Source organism: Nonomuraea montanisoli (assembly GCF_013363975.1).
In the GTDB taxonomy this organism is placed as follows: Bacteria; Actinomycetota; Actinomycetes; order Streptosporangiales; family Streptosporangiaceae; genus Nonomuraea; species Nonomuraea montanisoli.
The window spans coordinates 120479-144971 of sequence record NZ_JABWGN010000020.1 but is presented as its reverse complement, the minus strand read 5'-3'; the positions used below and the strand labels follow the sequence as shown (position 1 = coordinate 144971).

The window sequence follows — 24493 nt, the reverse complement described above, 5'->3', positions numbered from 1 at the left end:
CGGGTGGACCGCCGCGGGCCGTCCGGTCTACCAGGCGTAGTCCTCCGGCGCGGTGCGGTGACCGGGGAACAGCTCGTCGAGCCGCGCCAGCGCCTGCTCGTCCAGCTTGATCTCCAGGGTCCGCAGGCTGCCGTCGAGCTGCTCGATCGTGCGCGGGCCGATGATCGGCGCGGTGACCGCGGGCCGGGTCAGCAGCCAGGCCAGCGCCACGTTCGCCGGCTCCTCGCCCAGCTCGTCGCAGAACTTCTCGTACTGCTCGATCGCGTCGCGGTGCTTCTCCAGCTGCTTGACCATGTGGTCGCTGGCCGAGCGGCCCTTGTCGATCTTGCGGAGCACACCGCCGAGCAGCCCGCCGCCGAGCGGGCTCCACGGGATGACGCCGAGGCCGTAGTCCTCGCAGGCCGGCAGTACCTCCAGCTCGACCGTGCGGGTGAGGAGGTTGTAGTGGCTCTGCTCGCTGACCAGGCCGAGCGTGTTGCGGCGGGCCGCGGTCTCCTGGGCCTTGGCGATGTGCCAGCCCGCGAAGTTGGACGACCCGACGTAGAGGATCTTGCCCTGCTGGCGCAGGATCTCCATGGCCTCCCAGAACTCCTCGAACGGGGTGTCCCGGTCGACGTGGTGGGCCTGGTAGACGTCGATGTAGTCGGTCTGCATGCGCTTGAGCGAGGCGTCGCAGGCGCGGCGGATGTTGAGCGCGGAGAGCTTGTCGTCGTTGGGCCAGTCGCCCATCGAGCCGTAGAGCTTGGTCGCGATGACCGTCTTCTCCCGGCGCCCGTCGCCCTTGGCGAACCAGTTGCCGATGATCCGCTCGGTGACCCCCTCGCCCTTCTTCCACCCGTACACGTTGGCCGTGTCGAAGAAGTTGATGCCCAGCTCGTGAGCCCGGTCCATGATCGCGAAGGAGTCCTCCTCGCTGGTCACGGGACCGAAGTTCATGGTGCCGAGGCAGAGCGGGCTGACCTTGAGCCCACTACGTCCGAGGTTCACATAATCCATACCTCCCAGGCTAAATACCTGGAGCGCACTCCAGGCTAGATGCCTGCCACGATGTCAACCGCAGTGGACGTTCCACACGTAGCGCTCGGTTCCCCCCATGTAGCCGGCGAGATCGATGCAGGTGCCCTGGGCCGAGAGGTAGACCGGGCCCGCGTAGTACGTGAAGTATCCCTGGTTGGAGACCCATCCGCCGCTGCCCCCCGCCCGGCGGATGGCCACGTCCTTGTAGGTGCTCTTTCCGTAGTAGTCGGGGCCGATTCCGTAGGCGAGGGCGCAGTTCTTCCCGTTGCCGGCGTTGTAGTAGACCTCGAGGGAGCCGACCTTCGGGCCGCTCTGCGGGATGGCGTAGACGCCGATGCGGTTGTAGCCGCTCCCGCACGGTCCGGCGGCGCTCGCCGGCGTCGGGGAGGCGAGGAAGCAGGTGGAGGCCAGCGCCACACCGGCCAGGGTGGCGACACCGCTACGCGTGCGCATGAGGAGAGACGCTCCAGAATCGTGGTGTTCGCGGTCACGGATCGCGTGAGCGCGAGCCGGGCAGGACGGAAGATCGTAATCAACCGCGGGGAACGCCCGGCCGTCCGCCGGGTTTCCGGGCGTCCAACGGCGCGGGAACGGCCGAAACGGCCGAAACGCCCGACTGCTAGGGTGATGCGGGTGGGCGCGCAGATCATCAAATCGGCGGTGCCCCTCTTCCTCTCGATGGTGACCGGAATGATCGGCACCCTCGTCGTCACCTCGGTCCTCGGCCGGCACGCCACGATCACGCTGGCGGCCTTCGCGGTCATGACCGCCGTGCTCAACCCCGCCACCGCAGCCGTGACGGGCGCGCTGCGCGGCCTCGCCCCGTTCGTCGCGCCTCACCGCGACGAGCCCGCCCGTGCCGTCCCCGTCCTGCGTGACGCCCGCTGGCTCACCCTCCTCGTCGGCGCGGCCGGCGCGCTGGCCGTCCTCGCGGTGCCCCCGCTCGCCCGGCTCACCGGCGTGCCGCCGGAGGTGGTCGCCGAGCTGGGGCCGCTGCCCTGGCTGCTCGCGCTCTACCTGCTGGTGTACGCCTCCAGCGGCGGCGCCACCACCGTGCTCGTAGCGCTCGGCCACAGCCGCCAGGTGCTCTGGTCCAGCCTGGCGGGCACCTCGGTGATGGCCGGTTGCGCGCTCGTCCTGGTGCCGCGCCTCGGGCTCGCCGGCGTGGGCGTCGCCTGGCTGCTGTGGGGGATCGTCGGTGTGGTGGTCGCCAACGTCTGCCTGCGGCGCGCCATCGGCGTGCGGGTGGGCCAGGCCAGGCCGCGGCCCGCCCGGATCGCCGAGTTGGGCCGGGTGAGCCTGCCGCTGGCCGCCACGGTGCTGATCAAGTTCGGCGGGCTCGGCGTCGTCACCTTCGCCGCGAGCACGACCAGCGCCCGGGACGCCGCCGCCCACGCCGTGCTGAGCACGCTCACCGGCCTCATCATGCTGGCCTCGCTGTCCGTGGCGCAGGCGTCGGTGCCGGAGGTGGCCCGCGCGGAGGACCCCGCCGGGGCACGGCGGGCCAACCGGATCGCGGCGCTGGTCGCGCTCGGCGGCACGGCCGTGGGCGCGCTCGTGCTGCTCGTCCTCCGCGACCCGGTGCTGGCGGCGTTCACCGACGACCCCGCCGTACGGGAGCGGGCGGGCGAGCTGCTGCCGCTCATGCTGCTCGCCTCGGCCGCCGACGGCGCGCAGGCCGTGCAGGGCTTCGGGCTGACCGCGCTGAAGAAGTCGGCGGCCAGCATGCTCTACTTCGCCGCCGGCTACGGGCTCATGGTGCTCGCCGCCGTTCCGGTGGCCGCGACCTGGGGCATCACCGGGCTGTGGACGGCGCTGGCCGTGACGAACCTCGTCCTGGTCGTCCTGCAGGGCACGGGTTTCCACCGGCACAGCGCTCAGGTCGGAAAGGTGGCGGTTGAGGCATGATGGCGGCGTGGGGGACCTGAAACGCGCGGTCATGACGGCCGCGGTGACATGTACGGTGCTGGGCGGCCTCGCGGCGCCCGCGGCGGCCGGGGAGACGGGGCGGTCGCGCGCGGCGGCCGACGACGTGGGGGAGCGGCTGTTCCGGTTCAAGGACAAGAGGATCACCGAGTCGAGCGGCCTGGCGGTGTCGCCGACGCACGACGGCGTCTACTACACGCACAACGACAGCTCCGCCGCGCCGGTCTTCTACGCGGTGGGCGGCGACGGGCGGACCCGGGCCACGTTCCACGTGAGCGGGGCGCAGGCGCGCGACTGGGAGGCGATGGCCGCCACCAAGGATCCGGCGACCGGCCGCGGGGTGCTCTGGTTCGCCGACATCGGCGACAACCTCGACGGCGCGTGGCCCGACGTGTCGGTCTACAAGGTGACGGAGCCGGAGACCCTGCGGGACGCCACGCTGCCCGCGGTCCGCTACCGGTTCCGCTACCAGGACGGCGCGCGCAACGCCGAGGGCCTCATGGTCCACCCGGTCACCGGGCGGCTGTACGTGGTGTCCAAGGAGTTCGCCGGATCGGTGTACGCCGCCCCGGCCAAGCTGCGCACCGGCCGGGTGAACGTGCTGCGCAAGGTGGCCGCCGCGCCGTTGATGGCCACCGACGCCGCGTACGCGCCCGACGGCTCCTCGTACGTGATCCGCACCTACTTCTCGGCCACCGTGTACCGGCCGAACGGCGACATGATCGCCAAGATGTCGATGCCGGAGCTCGACCAGGCCGAGTCGATCACGTACACGGCCGACGGCCGGTCCGTGCTGGTGGGCAGCGAGGGGGCGTCGAGCCCGGTCTACCGGGTGCCGCTCCCGGCGGAGGCGCTGCGTGGCGTCAAAGCGTCGGCGCGGCCGTCCGCGACCCCGAGCGCCCGCGCGTCCCGGCGGGCTGCCGGCACGGCCTCCGCCCGGCCGGAGGCGTCGGGCGGCGGTGCGGAGCGCGGCTTAACGGTCCGTGACGTGCTCATCTGGCTGGCGGCCGCCGCGGGGGCGACCGGGTTGATCACCTACATCGCCCGCCGCACCCGCTGAGCCGTCGGAGGGGCGTCAGCGGTGGTGGCGCATCGTGGCGGTGAACATGTCGCCGCGCAGGGCCTGCTCGACGACGGCGATGGAGCGCGCCAGACGGACCAGGCGCGGCCCTTCCTGGCGGTAGACGTCGAGCACCGCCTCGACGGCGTGCGGAGGGAGGCGGCCCTTGAGATCCACCGCCGCGCTGCGGTATCCCGCCCGGGCGGCTTCGACGTCGGCGTTGACGTGGTGGATCGCCATCCTGGCCAGGGCGATCGGATGGCGCTTGAGCACCTCGTACGCGCGGTAGTCGGGCGGGACGGCGTCAAGGAGCCAGGCCACGGCCGAGGTCTCCCAGTCGGGCACGCTGGGCGGGCGGACCTCGGCCGGCCACTCCGGCGGCAGGTACATGAGGCCATCGTACTCACGTTCGATTTTGGGAGGTGAGGGCAGACCGGCGCCTGTGGTGATCACAGAGAGCTCGTCTCGGTGAGAACGAAGTCGGTGTAGCCGTCGGAGGGGGTGATCCCCTGGGTGAGCATCCAGTGGATGCGGCCGGCTCCGGTCAGCGCAAGCGTCGCCCGGTATCCGAGGGCGACATCGATGGTCGTGAACCGGCCGTTCAGACCGTCCACGTAGTGGTGGAGATGGTGTCCGGGAGCGGTGAGCGCCAGAGATGCCAGGTCGGCGCCGACCGGGCCGGTCCCGAGGGTCGCCCAGTCCAGTACGAGGGTGGTGAGGCCGTCCTCGGAGGCTCTGAGGTTGCCGCGGGAGAAGTCGCCGTGCACGAGGACGTGGGGGAGTCGGGACAGGCGCTCCAGCAGTTCGCCGCGTCGTTCCCACAGCGCCGGGATTCGTGGGTGCACGTCCAGACCGGTCCAGTTCAGGTCGCTGACCGCGATGCGCTGGGCAAGTTGGTGTCCGGACAACCATGGCAGGTCCGGCGTCGCGGTGCCGGCCTGCCAGCGGCCCAGCCGGTACGCGGCCGTGGACGGTGATTCCGGCGTGGCGCCCACGTCGGCGAGGTAGACGCTGTCGCCGATGACGCCGTAGCAGCGGGGTGCGGCCAAGCCCGGCCCTGAGGGCAGCAGCCCGCTGGAATAGGCGAGCGGTTCGCGCCGCCAGTTGGCCCAGTGCCGCGGATCGGCGGCGCCGGCCGCGTGCCGCCCGCCGGTCGGCGGCTCGCAGGACTTGTGGATCACGGCGAAGCGGACGTGCCGGTCGTCGAGTCGAGCCGTGCCCGACAGCCTCGTCACGGCGCCGGTGGCGGCGCCCGAGCTGCCGGTGATCGGTTCGCTCTCGCACGACACGAGGGAGCCTCCGGGACGGCCCAGCAGCTCATCCAGCACCGCTGGAGGGAGTCGGTCCTTCATCCACGGCACGGTAGGCGACCCCGCTGCGGTCGCACCTCCCCTTTTCGCGGGGCGGCCGGCTCTCTTCAGCCCGCCGCCCGCTTCACGAGCTCGCCGATCCGCGCCTCGTCGGCGGCGGTCAGCTCGGTCAGGGCGAAGGCGGTCGGCCACATGGTGCCGTCGTCGAGGCGCGCCGGGTCGTTGAAGCCGAGCGTGGCGTAGCGCGTCTTGAACTTCTGCGCGGGCTGGAAGAAGCAGACGATCTTGCCGTCCCTGGCGTACGCGGGCATCCCGTACCAGAGCTTCGGCGCGAGGCCCGGCGCGTTCTCCTTGATCACGGCGTGGATCCGCTCGGCCATGATCCGGTCGTCCGGATCCTCCATCTCGGCGATCTTCGCGACCACGGCGGCCTCCTCCTCCGCCGCCTTGTCGGCCTTCGAAGCGCGACTGCGCGAGGACGTCCGCAGCTCCTTGGCGCGCTCCTTCATCGCGGCCCGCTCCTCGTCGGTGAAGTTGTCGGGCGTCGCGGTCGCGGTGGTGGTCTCGGCGGGCTTCTTCGTCATCGCGGGTTCCTCCTGGGGCGTGGCTGGACGGTGGACAACGTCATGCTAGGGAGTGGCGGTGGTGAGGCCGAGGGGCGGAGCCCCGTCAGCCCCACGCGCCGGCGATCTGGCGGGTGGTGGCGTTGAGCCGGTTGAACAGGTTGGTGACGCCGATCATCATGACGATCGCGGCGAGCTGCTTCTCGTCGAAGTAGGTGGCGGCCCTGTCCCACACCTCGTCGTTGACCGGGTCCGGCCGGTCGGCCAGCCGCGTCGCGGCCTCGGCCAGCGCGAGGGCCGCCCGCTCCGGCTCGGTGAAGTAGGGGGCCTCGCGCCAGGCGGCGACCGTGGCCAGCCGCTCGTCGCTCACTCCGGCCTTGCGGGCCGTCTTGGCGCCGGCGTCGACGCAGGCGCTGCAGCCGTTGATCTGGCTCACTCGCAGGTGCACCAGCTCCAGCGTCTGCCCGTCCACCCCGCCGGAGTGCACGGCCTTGAAGATCTCCTGGATGGGCTGCATCGCGCCGGGAAGGACGAAAGCGGGGTTCTGCATGCGGGACTGCATCTCGATCTGCTCCTCTTCGGCTCGTTCCCCGTTCGGGGCGTGACACCATCACAGCCGAACGGGCTTGCCGCGACCACGCCGATGGGACACCGTGGGACACTTGGCACAGCATTGACCAGCGGTGACCCTGCCCGAGAAACTTCTGCCGGGATGGGACGGGAAGACGGGGGAACTCATGGGACAGGGGACGGCGAAGGCCGATCCGCAGGACGAGCTGGCCGCCCAGCTGCGCCGGCTCCAGGAACTGTCCGGGCTCGGCGTCCGGGCCCTGGCGAAGGACACCGGCCTCAGCTCCTCGTCGCTGTCGCGCTACCTCAACGGCCAGACCGTGCCGCCCTGGTCCGCGGTCGTCGCGCTCTGCCGCCTCGTCAAGCGCGACCCCCGCCCGCTGCGCCCCCTGTGGGAGCGGTCCTCCAACCCCTTGCCGGCGCCCCCGAAGGCCAGCCGCCTGGTCCCGCCGCAGCCCCGCAACGACCTGCCGCGCGACGTGCCGGACTTCACCGGACGCGAGGCCCAGCTCGCCGCCGTGCTCGCCGCGGTGGACAGCCATCGGATCGTCGCGATCGACGGCATGGCGGGCGTGGGCAAGAGCTGCCTGGCGGTGCACGCCGCGCACCGGCTCGCCGACCGCTACCCGGACGCCCAGCTCTACGTGGACCTGCACGGATTCACCGAGGGCCGGCCGCCGCTCGATCCCGACTCCGCGCTGCGGATGCTGCTCGGCGCGCTCGGCGTCCCGTCCGAGAGGGTCCCGCAGGACGGCCTCGAACAGCTCGCCGCCTGCTGGCGGTCGGAGCTGGCCCGCCGCCGGGTCGTCGTGGTCCTCGACAACGCCGCCGACGCCGACCAGCTCCGCCCGCTGCTGCCCGGCGCCGGCCCCTCCGTCGCCCTGATCACGAGCCGCAACCGGCTGCTGGGCCTGGAGGAGGTCCCCCCGGTGTCGCTGGACGTGCTGACCCCGCAGGAGAGCGCGGAGCTGCTGGCCCGCGCCAGCGGCGACCCCAGCGGCCCCGACGGCCGGCTGTCCCGCGACCCGGAGGCCACCGCCGAGGTGCTGCGGCTGTGCGGCCACCTGCCGCTGGCCCTGCGCCTGGCCGCGGCCCGGCTGCGGCACCGGCCGGGCTGGACCGTGGGCATCCTCGTCGAGCGCATGGCGGAGGGGGCGAGCGAGTTCGACACCGCGCTCGCCATGTCCGTACGGCAACTGGACCGGGCCCAGGCCCGCCTGTTCCGGTTGCTCGGCCTGCTGCCCGGGGCGTCCTTCGACGAGTACCTGGCGGCGGCGCTGGCCGACATACCGCTGCGCACCGCCCGGGCGATGCTGGAGGACCTTCTCGACGCGCACCTCGTCCAGCAGCCGACCCCCGACCGCTACCGGCTGCACGACCTGGTGCACCAGCACGCGCGCCAGGCCACCGCGCAGCAGGACTCGCCCGCCGAGCGCGAGCGGGCGCTGGGCCGGGTGCTCGACTACTACGTGCACGCGGCGGCCGCCGCCGACGCCGCGATGCCGTTCGTCTCGGCCGGCCGGGCGGCCTGCGCGGGCCGGGCCCCGGGCGAGCTGCCGCGGTTCGCCGACAAGAACGCGGCCCTGGCCTGGTTCGTCGCGGAATACGGCAACCTGATCGGCGCCTTCGAGACGGCCGCGGCGATCGGGGCCGACGCCCACGTGTCCGAGCTGCCGCGCTTCCTGCGGGCGTACTTCGCGCGGCGCTGCGGCACGACGCATCTCAACGTCCTGTTCGAGCGGTCGCTGGCCGCCGCCGAGCGCCTGGGTGATCCGCTGCGACTGGCCGAGGCGCACAGCGACCTGGGCTTCGCCCGCTACAACGCGGGCCGGATGGCGGAGGCCGCCGCCGCGTACGATGCGGCCGGACACCTGCTGTCCCAGGCGCGGGACGTCCGCGCGGAGGCCGAGCTGGCCATGCGCCGCGGCTACCTGAGCTGGGACGAAGGGCACGCCGAGGAGCCGCTCGACCTCTTCCGGCTGGCGGGCAGGCTGTACGACGAGGCCGGCAGCGCGACCGGCGCCGCCCACGCGGCGGCGGCGGAGGGCTGGGCGATGCTCCAGCTCGGACACCGCGAGGAGGCGGCGCGGCTGGCCCGGCAGGTGCTGGACATCCCGCACACCGACCCCGCGTGGCCGCCCACCCTGACGGCCCGGATCATCCTCGGCGTGGCCATCGCCCGCGAGAAGCCGGACGAGGCGACCGAGCACCTGCACCAGGCGCTCGCGCTGGCCCGCGAGGACGGGCACCTGAACAACCAGGCGTGGTGCCTCAACTGCCTCGGCGTCGCGCTGCGGCAGATGGGCCGCTACGAGGAGGCGCTGGCCAGCCACCGGGAGGCTTTCGCGCTGCTGGACGAGCTGTTCGAGGAGCACTGGAAGCTCCGCTTCCTCAACGGGTACGGCGAGACCTGCCGGCTCGCGGGCCTGCCCGAGGAGGCCCTGCGGCTGCACCGGGAGGCGCTGGAGCTGGCCCCGAGGCTGGGCTACCGGTACGAGAAGGCGCAGGCCCACGAAGGGATCGCGATCGTGCTCGACGAGCGGGACCCGGCCACGGCCGCCCGGCATCGCGAGGCGCGGACGGTCATCCTGAAGGAGCTCGGCATCGCGGAGGCCGCCCTCCAGAGCCGGTAACCCGGCGGCGCGCACTGCTCTGTGCGGGCCGTTGCCCGTGAACCAAGTGAGCGCTAGGTTGGCGAGCATGCGCGTGCTGGTCACTGGTGCCTCCGGGTTCGTCGGAGCGCACGCCGCCGTCGCCCTGGCCGAGGCCGGGCACGAGCCGCACCTCCTCGTCAGGGACCCGGCCAAGGCCACGCGGTCCCTCACGGGCGCGGGAGCCCCCGGCGCCCCCTGGCCGCTCCATCGCGCCGACATCCGCGACGCCGCCGCCGTCCGCGACGCGCTCAAGGGCTGTGACGCCGTGCTGCACGCCGCCGCCGACATGGGCGTCACCGGGCACGGCGCCGACCTGCGCGGCTCGAACGTCGTCGGCCTGCGCAACGTCCTCGGCCAGGCCGTGGAGCTGGGGCTCGACCCGGTCGTGCACGTGTCGACGGTGGCGGTGTTCGTCCCGCCGGCCGGGCCGCGCATCACCCCCGACAGCCTCCTGGCCAGCCCGCGCAACGCGTACGGCCGCTCGAAGGTCGAGGGCGAGCGCCACGCGCGCGACCTCGACGGCGTGACCATCGTCTACCCCGGCGGCCTCCTCGGGCCCGGCCAGCCCCGGCTGGACGCGCTCAACGAGGGCTTCCGGGCGGGCACGCGCTCGGGCTGGCTGGTGATCCCGGGCGGGGTGGGCGTCCTGGACGTGCGCGACCTCGCCGTGGCGCTGGCGCGCTGCTTCACGCCCGGGCAGGGCGCACGCCGCTACCTCATCGGCGGACATTTCAGGACCTGGGGCGAGCTGGCGGCGCTCTGCGCCGGCCTGACCGGCCGCCCGTCCCGCGCGTACCGGCTGCACCCCGGCCTGCTGCGCGCGGTCGCGACCGCCCTCGACGGCGCCAAGGCCCTCGGCGTCCCCGTCGCCTACCCGCTGACCCGCGACGCCGCCGACATCATGCTCACCATGGTCCCCACCGACGACAGCCCCGCGCTGGAAGCGCTCGGCGTCACCTTGCGTCCGCTAGAAGACACCGTTTCGGATACATTGCGGTGGCTGTGTGCGGAAGGCCACCTGGATCGGCGGGAAATCGGCAGACTGTCGCCGTGACGGAGAAGATTGGCATCGTCGGCGCCGGCATCGTCGGCCTGGCGGTCGCCCGCGAGCTGGCCACGGTCCGGGGCGCCGAGGTGACCGTGCTGGAGAAGGAGAGCCGGGTCGCGGCCCACCAGACGGGACACAACAGCGGCGTGGTCCACGCCGGCATCTACTACCCGCCCGGCTCGCTCAAGGCCCGGCTGTGCCGCGAGGGCGTGGCGCTGCTCAAGGACTACTGCGCCCGGCACGCGCTGCCGTACGAGGAGGTCGGCAAGCTCGTCGTGGCGAGCACCCGCGCCGAGCGGCCGCTGCTGAAGGCGCTGGCCGAGCGGGCGCGGGCCAACGGCGTGCCCGGCGTCGCCGAGCTCGACGCGCTCGGCCTGCGCGAGATCGAGCCGCACGCCGTCGGCGTCGGCGCCGTCCACTCGCCGCACACGGCGATCACCGACTTCCCGGCGATCGCCCGCCGCCTCGCGCTCGACGTGGAGGAGCAGGGCGGGTCCGTACGGCTGGAGCACCCGGTCCGCGCGATCCGGGAGACCGCCTCGGGCGTGGAGGTGATCGCGGGCAGGCGGCGCTTCGCCTTCGACCGGCTGGTGGTCTGCGCCGGGCTCGGCACCGACGCGGTCGCCGCGATGACCGGCCGCCGGGGCGACCTCAGGATCGTGCCGTTCCGCGGCGAGTACTACGAGCTCGCCGGCCCCGCCCGTGACCTGGTGCGCGGCCTGATCTACCCGGTGCCCGACCCGCGCTACCCGTTCCTCGGGGTCCACCTGACCCGGCACATCGACGGCGAGGTGCTCGTCGGGCCGAACGCCGTGCTGGCCCTCGCCTACGAGGGCTACCGCCGGCGCGACGTGCGCGACCTGCGGCGGATCGTCGGCTGGCCGGGCACGGTCCGGATGGCGGGGCGGCACTGGCGCACCGGCCTGAAGGAGATCTACGGCTCGCTCGCCAAGCGCGCCTTCCTCAAGGCGGCCCGGCGCTACGTGCCCGAGCTGACCGCCGAGGACCTGCGCCGGACCGAGGGCGGCGTGCGCGCCCAGGCCGTGAGCAGGGACGGCCGCCTGGTCGACGACTTCGCCGTGGACATGGACGGGAGGGTGGTGCTCGTCCGCAACGCGCCCTCTCCGGCGGCCACGTCCAGCCTGGCGATCGCCCGGCATATCGCCGCACTTGTTCCAGCACTCGTCCGATGAGTGCATCCTTGGGTGTGATGGAAGCGCGCCTGCTGATCGTCGAGGACGACCCCAACATCCTCGAACTCCTCGCCGCGAGCCTGAGGTTCGCGGGGTTCGACGTGACCACGGCCAAGAGCGGCCACGACGCCGTAGCCGCCGTGCAACGGCACCGGCCGGACCTCATCGTGCTCGACGTCATGCTGCCCGACCTCGACGGATTCGAGATCGTGCAGCGGCTGCGCGGAGGCGGGACGCACACCCCGGTCGTGTTCCTCACCGCCCGCGACGAGACCGAGGACAAGATCCGCGGGCTCACCCTCGGCGGCGACGACTACGTGACCAAGCCGTTCAGCCTCGAAGAGGTGGTGGCCCGCATCCACGCGGTGCTGCGCCGCACGACCGGCGACGGCCCCGCGCCGCCGCCACGGCTCACCTTCGCCGACATCGAGCTCGACGAGGAGAGCCACGAGGTGTGGCGCGGCGGCACCGCGGTCCCCCTCTCACCCACCGAGTTCAAGCTGCTGCGCTACTTCATGACCAACGCGGGCCGGGTCCTGTCCAAGCCGCAGATCCTCGACCACGTCTGGGACTACGACTTCAGGGGCGAGGTCGGCATCGTCGAGTCGTACGTGTCGGTGCTGCGCCGCAAGATCGACAACCGGAGCCCGCGGCTCATCCACACGCTGCGGGGCGTCGGCTACGTGCTGCGCCTGCCACCGAGTCCCTGATGGCGCGGTTGCCGCTCAGGATCAAGCTGATCGCCGCGATGCTGGCGCTGCTGGCGCTCGGCCTCACCTTCATCGGCCTGGTCAGCGTCTCGGTCCTGCACGGCTACCTGCTCGACCGGGTGGACGGCCAGGTCAACCTGGTCGCCGTCCGCATGCAGAAGAAGCTCGCGTTCGACCACCAGCGGCGCGAGAAGGGGCGCAAGGTCGGCGACAAGCCGATCCTCATCGAGTCCGACACGATCGTCCTGATCCGCGACAAGAGCGGCCGCTACCAGCCGCTCCAGATCGACCGCGACGTGGACTTCAAGTCCAAGCCGGTGCTGTCGCCCTCGCCCGGCAGCGGCATCTACACCGCGAAGGCCGCCAACGGCGAGGGCGAGTGGCGGGTGCTGCACACCGAGACCCCGTACGGCGCGTTCGTCGTGGCCGCCGACCTGACCGAGGTGGACGAGATCACCCGCCGGCTCGGCCTCATCGAGCTGCTCGGCGGCGGCGGCATCCTGCTCATCCTCACCGTCGTCGGCGTGACCAGCGTGCGGGCCAGCATGCGGCCGCTGATCCAGATCGAGCGCACCGCCGAGGCCATCGCCGACGGCGAGCTGGGCCGGCGCGTGCCCGACGGCGACCCGCGTACCGAGGTCGGCCGCCTGGCCCGTTCGCTGAACGGCATGCTGGCGCAGATCGAGGCCGCGTTCGCCGCCCGCTCCGCCTCCGAGGCGGCGGCGCGCCGCTCCGAGGACCGCATGCGCCAGTTCGTCGGTGACGCCTCCCACGAGCTGCGCACACCCCTCACCTCCATCCGCGGCTTCGCCGAGTACGCCCGGCAGAACCCCGGCGCCGACCCCGCCGAGCTCATGCAGCGCGTGGAGAAGGCGGCCGGCCGGATGAGCCTGCTCGTGGACGACCTGCTGCTGCTCGCCCGCGTCGACCAGCAGCGGCCGCTCAGCATGCGGCCGGTGGACATGCTGGCACTGGCCGCCGACGCCGTCCACGACGCCCGCATCCTGCAGCCCGACCGGCTGATCACCCTCGACGTCGTCGGCGGCGCCGCCCTCATCGTCTCCGGCGACGAGGTGCGCCTGCGCCAGGTGATCGGCAACCTGGTCACCAACGCGCTCGTCCACACCGACCAGGGGGCCCCGGTCGCCATCCGCGTCGGCGCCGGCGCGGAGACCCTGTTCCTGGAGGTCGCCGACAAGGGCCCCGGACTCCCGCCCGAGCAGGCCGAGAGGGTCTTCGAGCGCTTCTACCGGGCCGACAGCGCCCGCTCGCGGCGGCGGGCCGGCGACGACCGGGGCAGCGGCCTCGGCCTCGCCATCGTGCAGGCCCTCGTCCAGGCCCACGACGGAACCGTCACGCTGACCACCGCGGTCGGCGCGGGCTGCACCTTCCGCGTCGAACTCCCACTCGCCTTGGAGTGACCCTTCAGCTATTCCTCAGCTCCCTGGGTAACGCTATGGAGGTGACCACACCCGAAGCGTTGATCATGGTGGTGGACGACGAGCCCAGCATCAGGGATCTGCTGTCCGCCAGCCTGCGCTTCTCCGGGTTCGAGGTGCTGACCGCCGCCGACGGCTACGAGGCCGTCGAGGTGGCCGAACGCGCCTCGCCCGACCTCGTCGTGCTCGACGTGATGCTGCCCGACCTCGACGGGTTCGAGGTGGCCAGGCGGATCACCGCTCCCGTGCTGTTCCTCACCGCCCGCGACGCCACCGAGGACAAGATCGCCGGGCTCGGCGTGGGCGACGACTACGTCACCAAGCCGTTCAGCCTGGAGGAGGTGCAGGCCCGCATCCGCGCGGTGCTGCGCCGCACGCGCGGCGAGAACGCGCCCGCCACCCGGCTGAAGGTCGCCGACCTCGAACTGGACGAGCACGCGCGCGAGGTGTGGCGCGGCGGGGAGCCGGTGCGGCTGTCGCCGACCGAGTACAAGCTGCTGCACTACTTCATGTCCAACGCCGGGCGCGTGCTGTCCAAGGCGCAGATCCTCGACCACGTGTGGAACTACGACTTCGGCGGCGACGCCGGCGTGGTCGAGTCCTACGTCTCCTACCTGCGGCGCAAGGTCGACGCCGTCGAGCCGCGGCTGATCCACACGCTGCGGAGTGTCGGATATGTGCTTAGGGAGCCGCCTGCGGGCTAGTTTCAGGACATGGACCTGCCTGGTGCGCTGGAGGCGCTGCGGCGCCGGCTCGACGGCGAGCTGTTCCCGCTGGCCATCGGCCGTGCCGAGGAGGACCGCCGGCTGCTCAGGGAGATGAGCGGGCAGCTCGACGACTACCTCCTGCCGCGCCTGCGCGCCATCGACGCGCCGCTGCTCGCCGTCGTGGGCGGCTCCACCGGGGCGGGCAAGTCCACGCTGGTCAACTCGCTGGTCGGGGCCGACGTGGCCGAGCCCGGCGTGCTGCGCCCCACCACGCTCGTGCCGACGCTCGTGGCCAGCCCGGCCGACCACGACTGGTTCATGGGGCCGAACGTGCTGCCCGGGCTGTCGCGGGCCGGCGGCCCCGGCCACGGGAGCGGCGGCCCGGCGGGCGCGCTGCGCGTCGTCACCTCCGGCGCGCTCGGGGCCGGGCTGGCCCTGCTGGACGCGCCCGACATCGACTCCGTGGTGACCGCCAACCGGGAGCTGGCCGCGCAGCTCCTCGCCGCCGCCGACCTGTGGCTGTTCGTCACGACCGCCGCCCGTTACGCCGACGAGGTGCCGTGGAGCTTCCTGCGCCTGGCCCGGGAGCGGAGCACCGCGCTGGCCGTCGTCCTCGACCGGGTGCCCCCGGAGGCCGCCGAGCCGGTCACCCGCGACCTCGAACGCCTCCTCGTCGCCAACGGGCTCGACGGCACCCGGCTGTTCACCGTGCCGGAGGCGGCGCTGCCGTCGGAGAAGGCGCGGCTGCCCGCCGCGCTCGTCGAGCCGATCGCCGCCTGGCTGGCCGGGCTGGCCGACGACGCCGCCGAACGGGCCCGGGTCGTGCGGCAGACGCTGTCCGGGGCGCTCGACAGCCTGGCGGCACGGGTGCCCGAGCTGGCCGAGGCCGTGCGGCGGCAGCAGGCGGGCTTCGACGGGCTGCGCTCCATCGTGTCCGGGGCGTACGCGGGCGCGATGGCCGACTTCGACGAGGGCATGCGCGACGGCTCGCTGCTGCGCGGCGAGGTGCTGGCCCGCTGGCAGGACTTCATCGGCACCGGCGACCTCATGCGGTCGCTGGAGAGCCGGGTGGGCTGGCTGCGCGACCGGCTCGTGGCGTTCTTCACCGGCCGCGTGCCCGCCGTCGAGCTGCGCGACGCGCTGGAGAGCGGGGTGGAGACGCTGATCAGGGGCGCCGCCGACGCCGCCGCCGAGCGGGCGCTGGACGGCTGGTCCGCCGCGCCCGGCGGGCCCGGGATCATCGAGCGGATCGGCGCCGTCGAGGCCGCCCGGCTCGGCCGCGCCTCGCCGGACCTGGGCAAGCGGGCCGAGGCGGCGGTGCGGGGGTGGCAGGAGTTCGTGATGGACCTCGTACGACAGGAAGGCGGTGAGAGGCGTACGACGGCGCGGCTGGCGTCGTTCGGGGTGAACGGGGCGGGCTTGCTGATCATGCTGGCGGTGTTCGCCTCGACGGGCGGGCTGACCGGCATCGAGGTGGGCATCGCGGGCGGCACCAGCGTGCTGTCGCAGAAGCTGCTGGAGGCGATCTTCGGTGACCAGGCGGTGCGGACGCTGACGGTCCGGGCGCGGGAGGACCTGCGGGAACGGGTGCGAGGGCTGATGGACGAGGAGGCGGCCCGGTACACGGCGCTGCTGGAGCCGATCGAGCCGCCGCCGGGCACGGCGGACGCCCTGCTGGAGGCGGCGGGCGCGGTGCGCGCGCACCGCGCGGAACTCCCGGACGCGCCGGATGCTGCACGGCCGGACGCACCGGGGACTTGGCAGCCGGACGCGCCGGGTGCTTCACCGGCGGCTTGGCGGCCGGATGCGCCGGGGGCTTCGCGGCCGGGTTCGTCGGGAGGCGGGGGATGAGGCTGCTGCGCCGTAAGGAGGGGCCGTCGCTGGACTCCCGGCTGGACGCCCTGCTGGAGGCGGCCACGCTGGCCGAGGGACGGCTGCCGGGCGGCGTGGTGGGGGCAGCGCGCGTCGTGGCCGAGCGGGCCGGGGCGCGCCGCAGCCTGTCGGCCGAGCACACGGTCGTCGCCCTGGCCGGGGCCACGGGGAGCGGGAAGTCGTCGCTGTTCAACGCCCTGGCGGGGGCCGAGGTGGCGACGGTGGGCGTCACGCGTCCGACGACGTCGGCGGTGCAGGCGGCGGTGTGGGACGGCGCCGCGGGCGCCGCGGGCCCGCTCCTGGACTGGCTGGACGTCTTCACCCGCTACCAGGCGGGCGTCCCTTCGGGGTCCCCGACGGAGCCCGATCTGTCCGGACTCATCCTCCTCGACCTTCCCGACCACGACTCCATCCAGCTCGGCCACCGCCTGGAGGTGGACCGCCTCGTCGAGCTGGTCGACCTGCTGGTGTGGGTCGTGGACCCGCAGAAGTACGCCGACGCGGCACTCCACGAGCGCTACCTGCGCCCGCTGTCGGGGCACCGCGACGTGATGGTCGTGGCGCTCAACCAGGCCGACCGGCTGCCGCCCGACGCCGTGGACCGCTGCCTCGGCGACGTGCGGCGCCTGCTGGACGAGGACGGTCTGAAGGGCGTGCCCGTGCTCGCCACCTCGGCCCGTACGGGTCGGGGCCTCGCGGAGCTGCGCGCGCTCCTGGCGCGGCGCGTCGCCGACCGGCGCGCCTGGGCGTCCCGCCTGGCGGCCGACGTCACCACCGCCGCCGACCTGCTGGCGGCGGCTTCGGTCAACCCTCCGGAGGTCCCCGCCTTCGCGGGGGAGAACCGGCACGCCCCTGCCGCCCCGGCGCTCGCCTCCGCGGACGTACCGGGGACGCCGGGCGCGCGGGGCACGGGGACGACTGGCGCACATGGAGCGTCCGGGGCGCCGGCCACCCCGGCTTCCGGCGAGGGCCTGGGGCGTACGAGCGGGGACGAGGGGGGCTTCGCTGCTTCATCGGCGGGTCTCTCGGGCGCCGGGGCGGCGAGCACCTCGACGGGCGTGTCCGGCGCGACGCGTGCGGCGGGGGAGGAACCGGAGGGTGAGCCCTCTGGAGGGGAGACGTCAGCGGGGCGGGCCCGGGCGGAGGAGCCTGGTGAGTGGGGCGGGGTCCTGGCGGCGGGCAGGGAGATCACGCGTTCGGCCGAGCTGCCGGAGGCGCCCGCGGGCGAGGACGTCTCGGCGCGGCTGGGGCGACGGCTGACGGTGGCGCTGGAGGAGGCGGCCGGGGTGCCGCTCGTGCTGGAGGCCGTGGCGAAGGGGCACCGGCACCGGGCGGTGGTCGCCACCGGCTGGCCGGTCACCCGGTGGATCCGCCGCCTCAGACCCGACCCCCTGCGCCGCCTCCGCCTCGGCACCGGCGTGGGCACCGGCACACGGAACGGCACGAGCACACGGAACGGCAGAGGCGGCGGCACCACGGCTGCAGGAGGCACTCCTGGCGGTACCACGGGCGCTGGAGGCGCGATCGTGGCGCAAGGCGGGACGCCCGCCGCCGCAACGCCCGCCCTGCGCGGCGAGGGTCAGGAGATCGTGGGCCGTACGTCCCTGCCCGCCGCCTCCGCCGTGCAGAAGGCGCGGGTCGAGACCGCGGTCCGCGACGTCGGCGAGGCCGCCGGGACCGGGCTGCCCGTTCCCTGGGAGGCAGCGGTGCGGCGGGCGGCGCGGGCGCGCTCCGGCGAGCTGGCCGACGCCGTGGACCGGGCCGTGGGGCGGACGTCCGTCCAGGCGGCCCGGCCGCCCCGCTGGTGGAAGGCCGTCGGGGCGGTGCAGTGGCTGGTGTTCGCCACGATGCTGGTGGGGGCGCTCTGGCTCGGTGTGCTGTTCGGGCTGGACTACCTGCGGCTGCCGGAGCTGCCGGTGCCCACGCTCGGGGTGGTGCCGTGGCCGACCGTCCTGCTCGCCGGGGGAGCGCTGGCCGGGATTCTGGTGGCGCTGCTGTCCCGGCTGGCGGCGTGGGCGGGTGGCCGGCGTCGTGCCCGCCGTACGGCCAAGGCGATGCGCGCCGCCATCGGCGAGGTGGGCGCCGAGTACGTCCTCCGGCCCGTGGAGGCGGAGCTCGACGCGTACACCCGCTTCCGTGACGCCGTCGAGCGGGCCCGGGCCTGACCCGGGCGGCCGCCACACGGCCCCGCACCCCAGCGACAGGAGCGCGATGAGCCCCCCGCCCGGTTCATGACGTCGGGCATCCGTCCTTCACGAGCAGCTCCTTCACCAGGGCGTCGGGCATCGGCTCCGCACTGACCACCAGGAGGGCGTGGCCGTAGCTGCTCAGGCCGCCCCAGCGCACGTACATGGAGTCCGGCACGCTCGTCGTGACCTGCGCGTCCTTGCCCCGCTGGCCTGGCTTGCGGATGGCGTACTCGTCGACGGTCACGCCCCGCTTCCTGAGCTCGGCGCGCACCTCCCTGACGGGCCGGCCGTAGAAGGGCGCGCAGTTCATCGGCTCGCGGACGGAGGTGAGGGAGCCGATGATCTCGTACTTCTCGCCGGGGCGGGCCGCGCGGCCGAGTCGCACGCCGGCCGAGCCGGTGAAGTCCTTGGCGATCTTGAGGCCGATCGGGCAGGTGCGGCCCACGCCGACGCAGCCCTCGGGCCGGTCGATGCTCATGATCTTGTCCGGGTACGGGAAGGGCGTCATCGGCTTCCAGTCGGGCGTGTCCATGCTCAGCTCGCCCTCGAAGCTCGGCGTGGCCGGCACGACGCGCAGGTCCACGTTCAGGTGGAGGTTCTTGAGCTGGGTCTCGTACACCTTCGGGGAGGCGTACAGGTCCTTGACCTCGATGACGTAGTAGCCGCCCTCCTCCTGGATGTCCAGTGCGGCGGCGGGCGTGCTGTTCAGGGCCGACGGGATGATCCAGGCCGCCGCCGCGACGGCCGCGGCCACCGGCAGCGCGACGAGCGGGCGCCACCTCCGCCGAGGCTGGGCGGCCGGCTCCGGGGCGGCGTCCATGATCTCGTTCATCAGGTCCCGCGCGAGCGGAGTGAGCGGCGCCGCGGGCACGGGGGCGGGCGCCAGCCGCTCGACGACGTCGTCCAGGTGGGTGGTCACGCGCTCTCCTTGGCGAGACGGACGGCCCGCGGGCCGTATTCGGTGAGGTCCTCGTCGGCGGCGGCCAGCTCGGCGGCGAGCCGTTTGCGTGCGCGGTGCAGGCGCTGGCGGGCCGCGATGCGGGAGCAGCCCAGCACCTTGGCGATCTCGGCGCTGCCCAGGCCCTCCCAGCCGGCCAGCGCCAGCAGTTCCCTGTCGTCGTCCGACAGGCGCAGGAAAGCCGCGCGCGCCGCCCGGGGCGCCCGGTCCGCCGGGGACCCGGCCCAGGTGGCCAGCTCCTCGCCCAGCCGCCGGGTCAGCGCCGTCCTGCGGGTCTCGCCGCGGCGGTGGTTGGCGAGGGTGCGCCGGGCCACGCCGTACAGCCAGAACAGGGCACGGTCGCCGGCCGGCACCTCGCCGAGCCGCCTCCAGGCGGTGGTGAAGGTCTCCGACAGCAGGTCCGCGATGTCGTCCGGCGAGTCGGCGCGCCGCCGCACGTAGGCGGCGACGGCCGCGTAGTGCTCCGTGTAGATCTGCTCGAAACGGCGGCGGGGCTCGGGTGGTCCCACGTCGTCGTCCTTCCGGTTCGGGAGTGTCACGTGATGGTCAGTGTCCGTACCGGGTCATGTGTGACATCTCTGGTGACTTCCTGGCGAAGGGGATCAGGGTCGCACGAGGGCGGGCGGAGCGGCGGGGGCGTCCGGCGGCCCGTGGGTGCGCATGTGGGCGGTGAACGCGTTGCCGTCCCCGCCCGTCGGCGCCGCCGTGGCCGTCACCGCCGCCACGACGGAGACGGCGGCGGCGACGATCCCGACCCTGAGCGTGGTGTTGCTGATCATGATGGTTCCTCCTGTCTCGACCGGTGGAGCCCAGTGAAGACGGGACCCGGTTGCCGGACCGGAACGGCGGCGGTTACCCCGCTGTAACCGATGGCGCGGCATGCTGGCTGCACCATGAGGGTGCTGATCGTCGAAGACCACGAGGAACTGGCCCGGACGGTCGCCGCCGGGCTGCGCCGGGAGGGCATGGCGGTGGACGTGGCGCTCGACGGCGCGGCGGCGCTGGAGCGCACCGCCGCGAACCACTACGACGTCGTCGTCCTCGACCGCGACCTGCCGGGCGTCCACGGCGACGAGGTGTGCGCGTCCCTGGCCCGCGCGGGCCACCCGGCGCGGGTGCTCATGCTCACCGCGGCCGGCACGATCGACGACAGGGTGACCGGGCTGGCGCTCGGCGCCGACGACTACCTGCCGAAGCCGTTCGCGTTCGCCGAGCTGGTCGCCCGGATCAGGGCGCTGGCCCGGCGGTCGCAGCCCGCGCTGCCGCCGGTGCTCGTCCACGAGGGCCTGCGTCTCGACCCGGCAGCCCGGATCGCCACCCGCGACGGGCGGCGGCTGGCGCTCAGCCCCAAGGAGTTCGCGGTGCTGGAGCTGCTGCTGTCGGCGCGGGGCGCGGTCGTGTCGGCCGAGCAGCTCCTGGAGCGGGCGTGGGACGAGTTCGCCGACCCGTTCACGCAGACCGTCAAGGTCACGGTCAGCCGGCTGCGGCGCAAGCTCGGCGACCCGCCCCTGATCGAGACGGTGCAGCAGGCCGGCTACCGCATCCGGGCGGGGGCGTGAGACCGCCCCGGTGGTCCGTCCGGCTGCGGTTGACGCTGCTGTACGCCGGGCTGTTCCTGCTGGCCGGGACGGCGCTGATCACCCTCCTGTACGTGCTGGTCGAGTACTCGCCGTTCCCGGTCCCGCCCGCCGCCCCCGCGCCACCGGGCGGGACGGCCCCCGTGCCGCCGGCGGTGGTCGCCGACGTGCCGCGGGACGCCGAGCTGCGCCGGCTCCTGGTCAACTCGCTCGTGGCGCTGCCGGTCATGGCGCTCGCGTCCACGGCGCTCGGGTGGTACGTGGCGGGGCGGGTGCTGCGCCCGCTGGCCCGCATGACGGCCACCGTCCGGCACATCACGGCCGACCGGCTCGACCGGCGGCTGTCCGCGACCGGGCCCGACGACGAGCTCAAGGAGCTGGCCGACACGTTCGACGCGTTGCTGGACCGGCTGGAGTCGGCGTTCACGGCGCAGCGGGCGTTCGTCGCCAACGCCTCCCACGAGCTGCGCACGCCGCTGACGTTGCAGCGGGCCATGGCCGAGGTGGCGCTCGCCGACCCGGACGCCGGCGCCGCGGCGCTGCGTACCGTCGTGGAACGGCTGCTCGCCGCGGGAAAGCACCAGGAACGGCTGATCGAGGCGTTGCTGACGCTGGCCCGCAGCCGCCAGGGGCCGGAACGGCGCAGGCCCCTGGACCTGGCGGAGATCACCCGGCAGGCCCTCGACGGCCCGGGCGGCACCGCCGATCCCCGCCCGGACGCAGAGGCCGAACCACGTGCCACCGATCCTGACCCGCGTGTGGAGGCGGCCCTGCGCGACGCCGGACATGGGCCGCGTGTGGAGGCGGGTCTGGGCGACGCCGGTCACGGGCCGCGTGTGGAGGCGGACCTGCGGGCCGCGCCGGCGGCCGGTGACCGGGCCCTGGTCGAGCGGCTGGTGGCGAATCTGCTCGGCAACGCCGCCCGGCACAACGTCCCGGGCGGCTGGATCAGGGTGACCACCGGCGTGGAGGCCGGCCGGGCCGTGCTCCGGGTCTCCAACAGCGGTCCCGTGATCCCGCCGGACCGGGTGGACACGCTCCTGCAGCCGTTCCAGCGCCTGGAGACCGGCCGCCGGGCCATGGGCGACGGCCTGGGCCTCGGCCTGTCGATCGTCGCCGCCATCGCCGAGGCCCACCACGGCACGCTGCACCTGAGCGCCCTGCCGGACGGCGGCCTGGAGGTCACCGTGACCCTGCCGCGGTGACGGGGCGTCGTGGGCGTGCCGGGAAACTGTCGGAGGGGTCCGATACCGTGCCGCCCATGGCGGAATTCGTATTAGTGCCGGGGGCCTGGCTCGGAGCGTGGGCATGGGACGACGTGGTGCCCGAGCTGCGCGCGGCGGGTCACGGCGCCCACCCGTTGACGCTGTCCGGGCTCGCCGACAAGCGGGGCGTGCCGGCCGGTCAACAGACCCACGTCGAGGACATCGTCGCCGAGGTCGAGCGGCTCGACCTGCGCGAGGTCGTCCTGGTCGGCCACAGCTACTCCGGAATCCCGGTCGGCCAGGCCGCCGAGCGCATCGGCGACCGGCTGTCGCACGTGGTCTTCGTCGACTCCAACGTGCCGGCCCACGGCGAGTCGTTCGTGTCCCCCTGGAAGGAGGGCCGCGCGATGATGGAGGCTTCCATCGCCGCCAACGACGGCTTCTGGGCGCCGCTGACCGCGCCCGACTACGCGGGCCATGGCCTGACCGACGAGCAGATCGACCGGATCGTGACCGCCTCGACGCCCCATCCGGGCGCCACGCTCACCGAGCCGGCCACGCTGGCCAAGCCCCTCGGCGAGCTGCCCGCCACGTACGTCAAGTGCCTGCTCGACGGCGACGAGCCGAGCCCCGACGTCGCGCTGCTGCTGACCGGTGACCGGTGGCGGCTGGTCGAGATGGACACGGGCCACTGGCCGATGTTCTCGCAGCCGCGCGAGCTGGCCCGCGTCCTGCTCGCCGCGGCCGCGAGCTGAGCGTCGCGAGCTGAGCGTCGCGTGGTGAGTGCCGCGTGGTGAGTGCCGCCGCCTGGGCCCCGTGCGGGCGGCGGCACTCGTACGCCGGGAAGGAAGACGATCGGCGACCGTCGTGTGGTCGGAAGCCCGATCGGCGACCTCGCCTGCTCAAGGCCATCTCGCGTACCCGAGAGGTCGGTCGGTGACCCGGCGGTCCTAGGAGGTCGGGCAGTTCTCGCCGCGGCGGCCCCCCGGCTCCTGCGGCGCGGATCCCTCGTACACGTCCAGGGTCGCCTTGCCCGGCTCCGTCATGCTGCCGCTCTCCACCAGCCACGAGTCCGGCACCGACTCCTTCGTCCCTCCGGTCTCCGGGTCCATGTCCGTGAAGTTCTGGATGGTCACGCCGCGCTCCTGCAGCATGCCGCGCACCTCGGCCACGGTGCGGCCGACGTAGGGCATGCAGTGCAGCGGCTCGCCCAGACCGTCGATCGTGGTGCCGTTCTCGAATGGCTCACCGGGCTTGGCCTCGCGCCCGATCGTGATCTCGGCGGGCCCCTGGAAGTTCTCCGGGATCTTCACCCCGAGCGGGCAGCCGCCCATCTTGTCGCAGCCCCCCGGCTGGTCGATGGTCTTGATCTCGTCGAGATACCGGTTCTCGGTGGGCGAGGTGGGGAAGATGGAGCCCACCCAGGACGGGGTCGAGGGGATGACGTCGAGGGTCACGTCCAGGCCGGCGTCACGGAGCTGCGCCTCGTAGGTGGCGGAGTCGGCGTACAGGTCCTTGATCTCGATGACGTAGTAGCCGTCCTCCTTCTTGATGTCGAGCGCCGCGGCCGTCCCCGGACCGAGGCCGAGCCCGGCGGGCAGCATCCAGCTCAGCCCGATGAACGCGGCGGCCAGCAGCGCCACGCCCGGCACCGCGGCGCGCAGGACCAGTGACCGGCGCCCGCGCCGCCCGGCCGGTGCGGCGGCCCTGGCGGTGGTGGGCTCGGCGGCCATGATGTCGCGCATCAGCGCGTGGGCTCCCTCGGTCATGCCGGGCCCGGCGCCGGGGGACAGGTGGGCGATGACGCGGTCCACGTCGTTCACGATCTTCCTTCCGCGAGTGCGACGGCGCGCAGGCCGTAAGTGGTGAGGTCGAGGTCGGCGGCGGCCAGTTCCTTGGCCAGCCGCTTGCGGGCGCGGTGCAGGCGCAGGCGCGCGGCTCCGCGCGAGCAGCCCAGCACCTTGGCGATCTCGGCGCTGCTCAGTCCTTCCCAGCCGACGAGGGTGAGCAGCTCCCGGTCGTCGGGTGACAGGCGCCGGAACGCCTGGTAGGTGGCGTCGCCGTCCCGGTCCGCCGCGGGCCGGGACCAGGTGGCCAGCTCCTCGCGCAGCCGCGCGGCCAGCGCCGAGCGGCGCTCCTCGGCGCGAAAGTGGTTGGCGAGGACACGCCGGGCGACCGCGTACAGCCACAGCCGGGCCTCGTCCCCCTGGGGGACGTCGTCCAGCCGGCGCCAGGCGGTCGTGAACGTCTCGGCGATCACGTCGGCGATGTCGTCCGTGGACTCGGTACGTCGCGTGACGTAGGCGGCGATGGCGGGATAGTGCGCCAGGTAGAGCCGCTCGAAGCGTTGCTCCGGCGCAGGAGGCCCGATGTCGCCTTCTTTCCGTTGTTTGGACACATCACAGCAGATGTCCGGCTCGGCGGCTCTGTTTCACAGGAAGCACATCGTCTCTGCCTTCACGGCAGCTCCTGTAACAGCTCCCCGTATCCGGACA

General features: G+C 73.7%; 24 protein-coding genes. 13 read left to right on the top strand and 11 right to left on the bottom strand.

Annotated features, from left to right (window positions below; all coding sequences use genetic code 11):
• Nucleotides 1-27: 27 nt before the first annotated feature.
• Complete coding sequence (locus HTZ77_RS39455; RefSeq protein ID WP_175594875.1) at nucleotides 28-996, bottom strand: aldo/keto reductase; 969 nt, start codon at nucleotides 994-996, stop codon at nucleotides 28-30.
• A gap of 54 nt (nucleotides 997-1050) precedes the next feature.
• Nucleotides 1051-1470, bottom strand: a complete 420-nt coding sequence (locus HTZ77_RS39450; RefSeq protein ID WP_175594874.1) for a spore-associated protein A — start codon at nucleotides 1468-1470, stop codon at nucleotides 1051-1053.
• Between the two features lie 180 nt (nucleotides 1471-1650).
• Here HTZ77_RS39450 and HTZ77_RS48545 point away from each other — a divergent pair, with 180 nt between their 5' ends.
• Nucleotides 1651-2925, top strand: a complete 1275-nt coding sequence (locus tag HTZ77_RS48545; protein WP_175594873.1) for an MATE family efflux transporter — start codon at nucleotides 1651-1653, stop codon at nucleotides 2923-2925.
• 7 nt (nucleotides 2926-2932) lie between these two features.
• On the top strand, nucleotides 2933-4003 hold the full coding sequence (locus HTZ77_RS39440) for a hypothetical protein (RefSeq protein WP_175594872.1): 1071 nt from the start codon (nucleotides 2933-2935) through the stop codon (nucleotides 4001-4003).
• 15 nt (nucleotides 4004-4018) lie between these two features.
• On the opposite strand, the gene HTZ77_RS39435 is transcribed toward HTZ77_RS39440, so the two are convergent.
• The 4 genes from HTZ77_RS39435 to HTZ77_RS39420 all read right to left on the bottom strand — a co-directional run bounded on the left by HTZ77_RS39435 (nucleotide 4019) and on the right by HTZ77_RS39420 (nucleotide 6438).
• Nucleotides 4019-4393: a hypothetical protein gene (locus HTZ77_RS39435; protein ID WP_175594871.1), complete on the bottom strand. Its 375-nt coding sequence runs from the start codon at nucleotides 4391-4393 to the stop codon at nucleotides 4019-4021.
• Nucleotides 4394-4452: 59 nt separating this feature from the next.
• The gene (locus HTZ77_RS39430; RefSeq protein ID WP_175594870.1) at nucleotides 4453-5355 is read right to left on the bottom strand and encodes a phosphotransferase; all 903 of its coding nucleotides are present in this window, start codon (nucleotides 5353-5355) and stop codon (nucleotides 4453-4455) included.
• Between the two features lie 65 nt (nucleotides 5356-5420).
• Nucleotides 5421-5897, bottom strand: a complete 477-nt coding sequence (locus HTZ77_RS39425) for an iron chaperone (protein ID WP_175594869.1) — start codon at nucleotides 5895-5897, stop codon at nucleotides 5421-5423.
• Nucleotides 5898-5982: 85 nt separating this feature from the next.
• On the bottom strand, nucleotides 5983-6438 hold the full coding sequence (locus tag HTZ77_RS39420) for a carboxymuconolactone decarboxylase family protein (protein ID WP_175594868.1): 456 nt from the start codon (nucleotides 6436-6438) through the stop codon (nucleotides 5983-5985).
• A gap of 175 nt (nucleotides 6439-6613) precedes the next feature.
• Between HTZ77_RS39420 and HTZ77_RS39415 the strand changes: the two genes are divergently transcribed.
• The 8 genes from HTZ77_RS39415 (at nucleotide 6614) to HTZ77_RS47015 (ending at nucleotide 18234) form a co-directional block, all read left to right on the top strand.
• On the top strand, nucleotides 6614-9079 hold the full coding sequence (locus tag HTZ77_RS39415) for an XRE family transcriptional regulator (RefSeq protein WP_175594867.1): 2466 nt from the start codon (nucleotides 6614-6616) through the stop codon (nucleotides 9077-9079).
• Between the two features lie 67 nt (nucleotides 9080-9146).
• Nucleotides 9147-10154, top strand: coding sequence for an NAD-dependent epimerase/dehydratase family protein (locus HTZ77_RS39410; RefSeq protein ID WP_175594866.1), 1008 nt, complete (start codon nucleotides 9147-9149; stop codon nucleotides 10152-10154).
• A complete protein-coding gene (gene lhgO, locus HTZ77_RS39405; RefSeq protein WP_328809040.1) occupies nucleotides 10151-11341 on the top strand; it encodes an L-2-hydroxyglutarate oxidase in 1191 nt (396 codons plus the stop codon). The genes HTZ77_RS39410 and lhgO overlap by 4 nt, the downstream gene beginning before the upstream one ends.
• 17 nt (nucleotides 11342-11358) lie before the next feature.
• On the top strand, nucleotides 11359-12051 hold the full coding sequence (locus HTZ77_RS39400) for a response regulator transcription factor (protein WP_235995810.1): 693 nt from the start codon (nucleotides 11359-11361) through the stop codon (nucleotides 12049-12051).
• Complete coding sequence (locus tag HTZ77_RS39395; protein WP_175594863.1) at nucleotides 12051-13472, top strand: sensor histidine kinase; 1422 nt, start codon at nucleotides 12051-12053, stop codon at nucleotides 13470-13472. Before HTZ77_RS39400 ends, HTZ77_RS39395 begins: the two co-directional genes overlap by 1 nt.
• A gap of 35 nt (nucleotides 13473-13507) precedes the next feature.
• Entirely contained in the window at nucleotides 13508-14194 is a 687-nt protein-coding gene (locus HTZ77_RS39390; RefSeq protein WP_175594862.1) for a response regulator transcription factor, read from the top strand.
• A gap of 9 nt (nucleotides 14195-14203) precedes the next feature.
• On the top strand, nucleotides 14204-16048 hold the full coding sequence (locus tag HTZ77_RS39385) for an ABC transporter (protein ID WP_235995808.1): 1845 nt from the start codon (nucleotides 14204-14206) through the stop codon (nucleotides 16046-16048).
• Entirely contained in the window at nucleotides 16045-18234 is a 2190-nt protein-coding gene (locus HTZ77_RS47015; RefSeq protein WP_235995807.1) for a YfjP family GTPase, read from the top strand. The genes HTZ77_RS39385 and HTZ77_RS47015 overlap by 4 nt, the downstream gene beginning before the upstream one ends.
• Nucleotides 18235-18298: 64 nt before the next feature.
• Here the strand turns inward: HTZ77_RS47015 and HTZ77_RS39375 are convergent, their stop codons facing one another.
• The 3 genes from HTZ77_RS39375 to HTZ77_RS39365 form a co-directional block, all read right to left on the bottom strand.
• Nucleotides 18299-19177, bottom strand: a complete 879-nt coding sequence (locus HTZ77_RS39375) for a hypothetical protein (RefSeq protein ID WP_175594861.1) — start codon at nucleotides 19175-19177, stop codon at nucleotides 18299-18301.
• On the bottom strand, nucleotides 19174-19725 hold the full coding sequence (locus tag HTZ77_RS39370; protein WP_175594860.1) for an RNA polymerase sigma factor: 552 nt from the start codon (nucleotides 19723-19725) through the stop codon (nucleotides 19174-19176). Before HTZ77_RS39370 ends, HTZ77_RS39375 begins: the two co-directional genes overlap by 4 nt.
• Before the next feature lie 93 nt (nucleotides 19726-19818).
• Entirely contained in the window at nucleotides 19819-19995 is a 177-nt protein-coding gene (locus tag HTZ77_RS39365) for a hypothetical protein (protein WP_175594859.1), read from the bottom strand.
• A gap of 114 nt (nucleotides 19996-20109) precedes the next feature.
• Here HTZ77_RS39365 and HTZ77_RS39360 point away from each other — a divergent pair, with 114 nt between their 5' ends.
• The 3 genes from HTZ77_RS39360 to HTZ77_RS39350 are packed head-to-tail and all read left to right on the top strand — an operon-like array spanning nucleotide 20110 to nucleotide 22753.
• Nucleotides 20110-20775 (top strand): response regulator transcription factor, encoded by a 666-nt coding sequence (locus tag HTZ77_RS39360; protein ID WP_175594858.1) that lies wholly within the window; start codon nucleotides 20110-20112, stop codon nucleotides 20773-20775.
• On the top strand, nucleotides 20772-21998 hold the full coding sequence (locus HTZ77_RS39355) for a sensor histidine kinase (protein ID WP_205304523.1): 1227 nt from the start codon (nucleotides 20772-20774) through the stop codon (nucleotides 21996-21998). The genes HTZ77_RS39360 and HTZ77_RS39355 overlap by 4 nt, the downstream gene beginning before the upstream one ends.
• A 56-nt stretch (nucleotides 21999-22054) precedes the next feature.
• Nucleotides 22055-22753, top strand: coding sequence for an alpha/beta fold hydrolase (locus HTZ77_RS39350; protein ID WP_175594857.1), 699 nt, complete (start codon nucleotides 22055-22057; stop codon nucleotides 22751-22753).
• A gap of 195 nt (nucleotides 22754-22948) precedes the next feature.
• Here HTZ77_RS39350 and HTZ77_RS39345 read toward each other — a convergent pair whose 3' ends face one another.
• Entirely contained in the window at nucleotides 22949-23821 is an 873-nt protein-coding gene (locus HTZ77_RS39345) for a hypothetical protein (protein WP_175594856.1), read from the bottom strand.
• Complete coding sequence (locus HTZ77_RS39340) at nucleotides 23818-24396, bottom strand: RNA polymerase sigma factor (protein WP_328809039.1); 579 nt, start codon at nucleotides 24394-24396, stop codon at nucleotides 23818-23820. Before HTZ77_RS39340 ends, HTZ77_RS39345 begins: the two co-directional genes overlap by 4 nt.
• Nucleotides 24397-24493 lie beyond the last annotated feature (97 nt).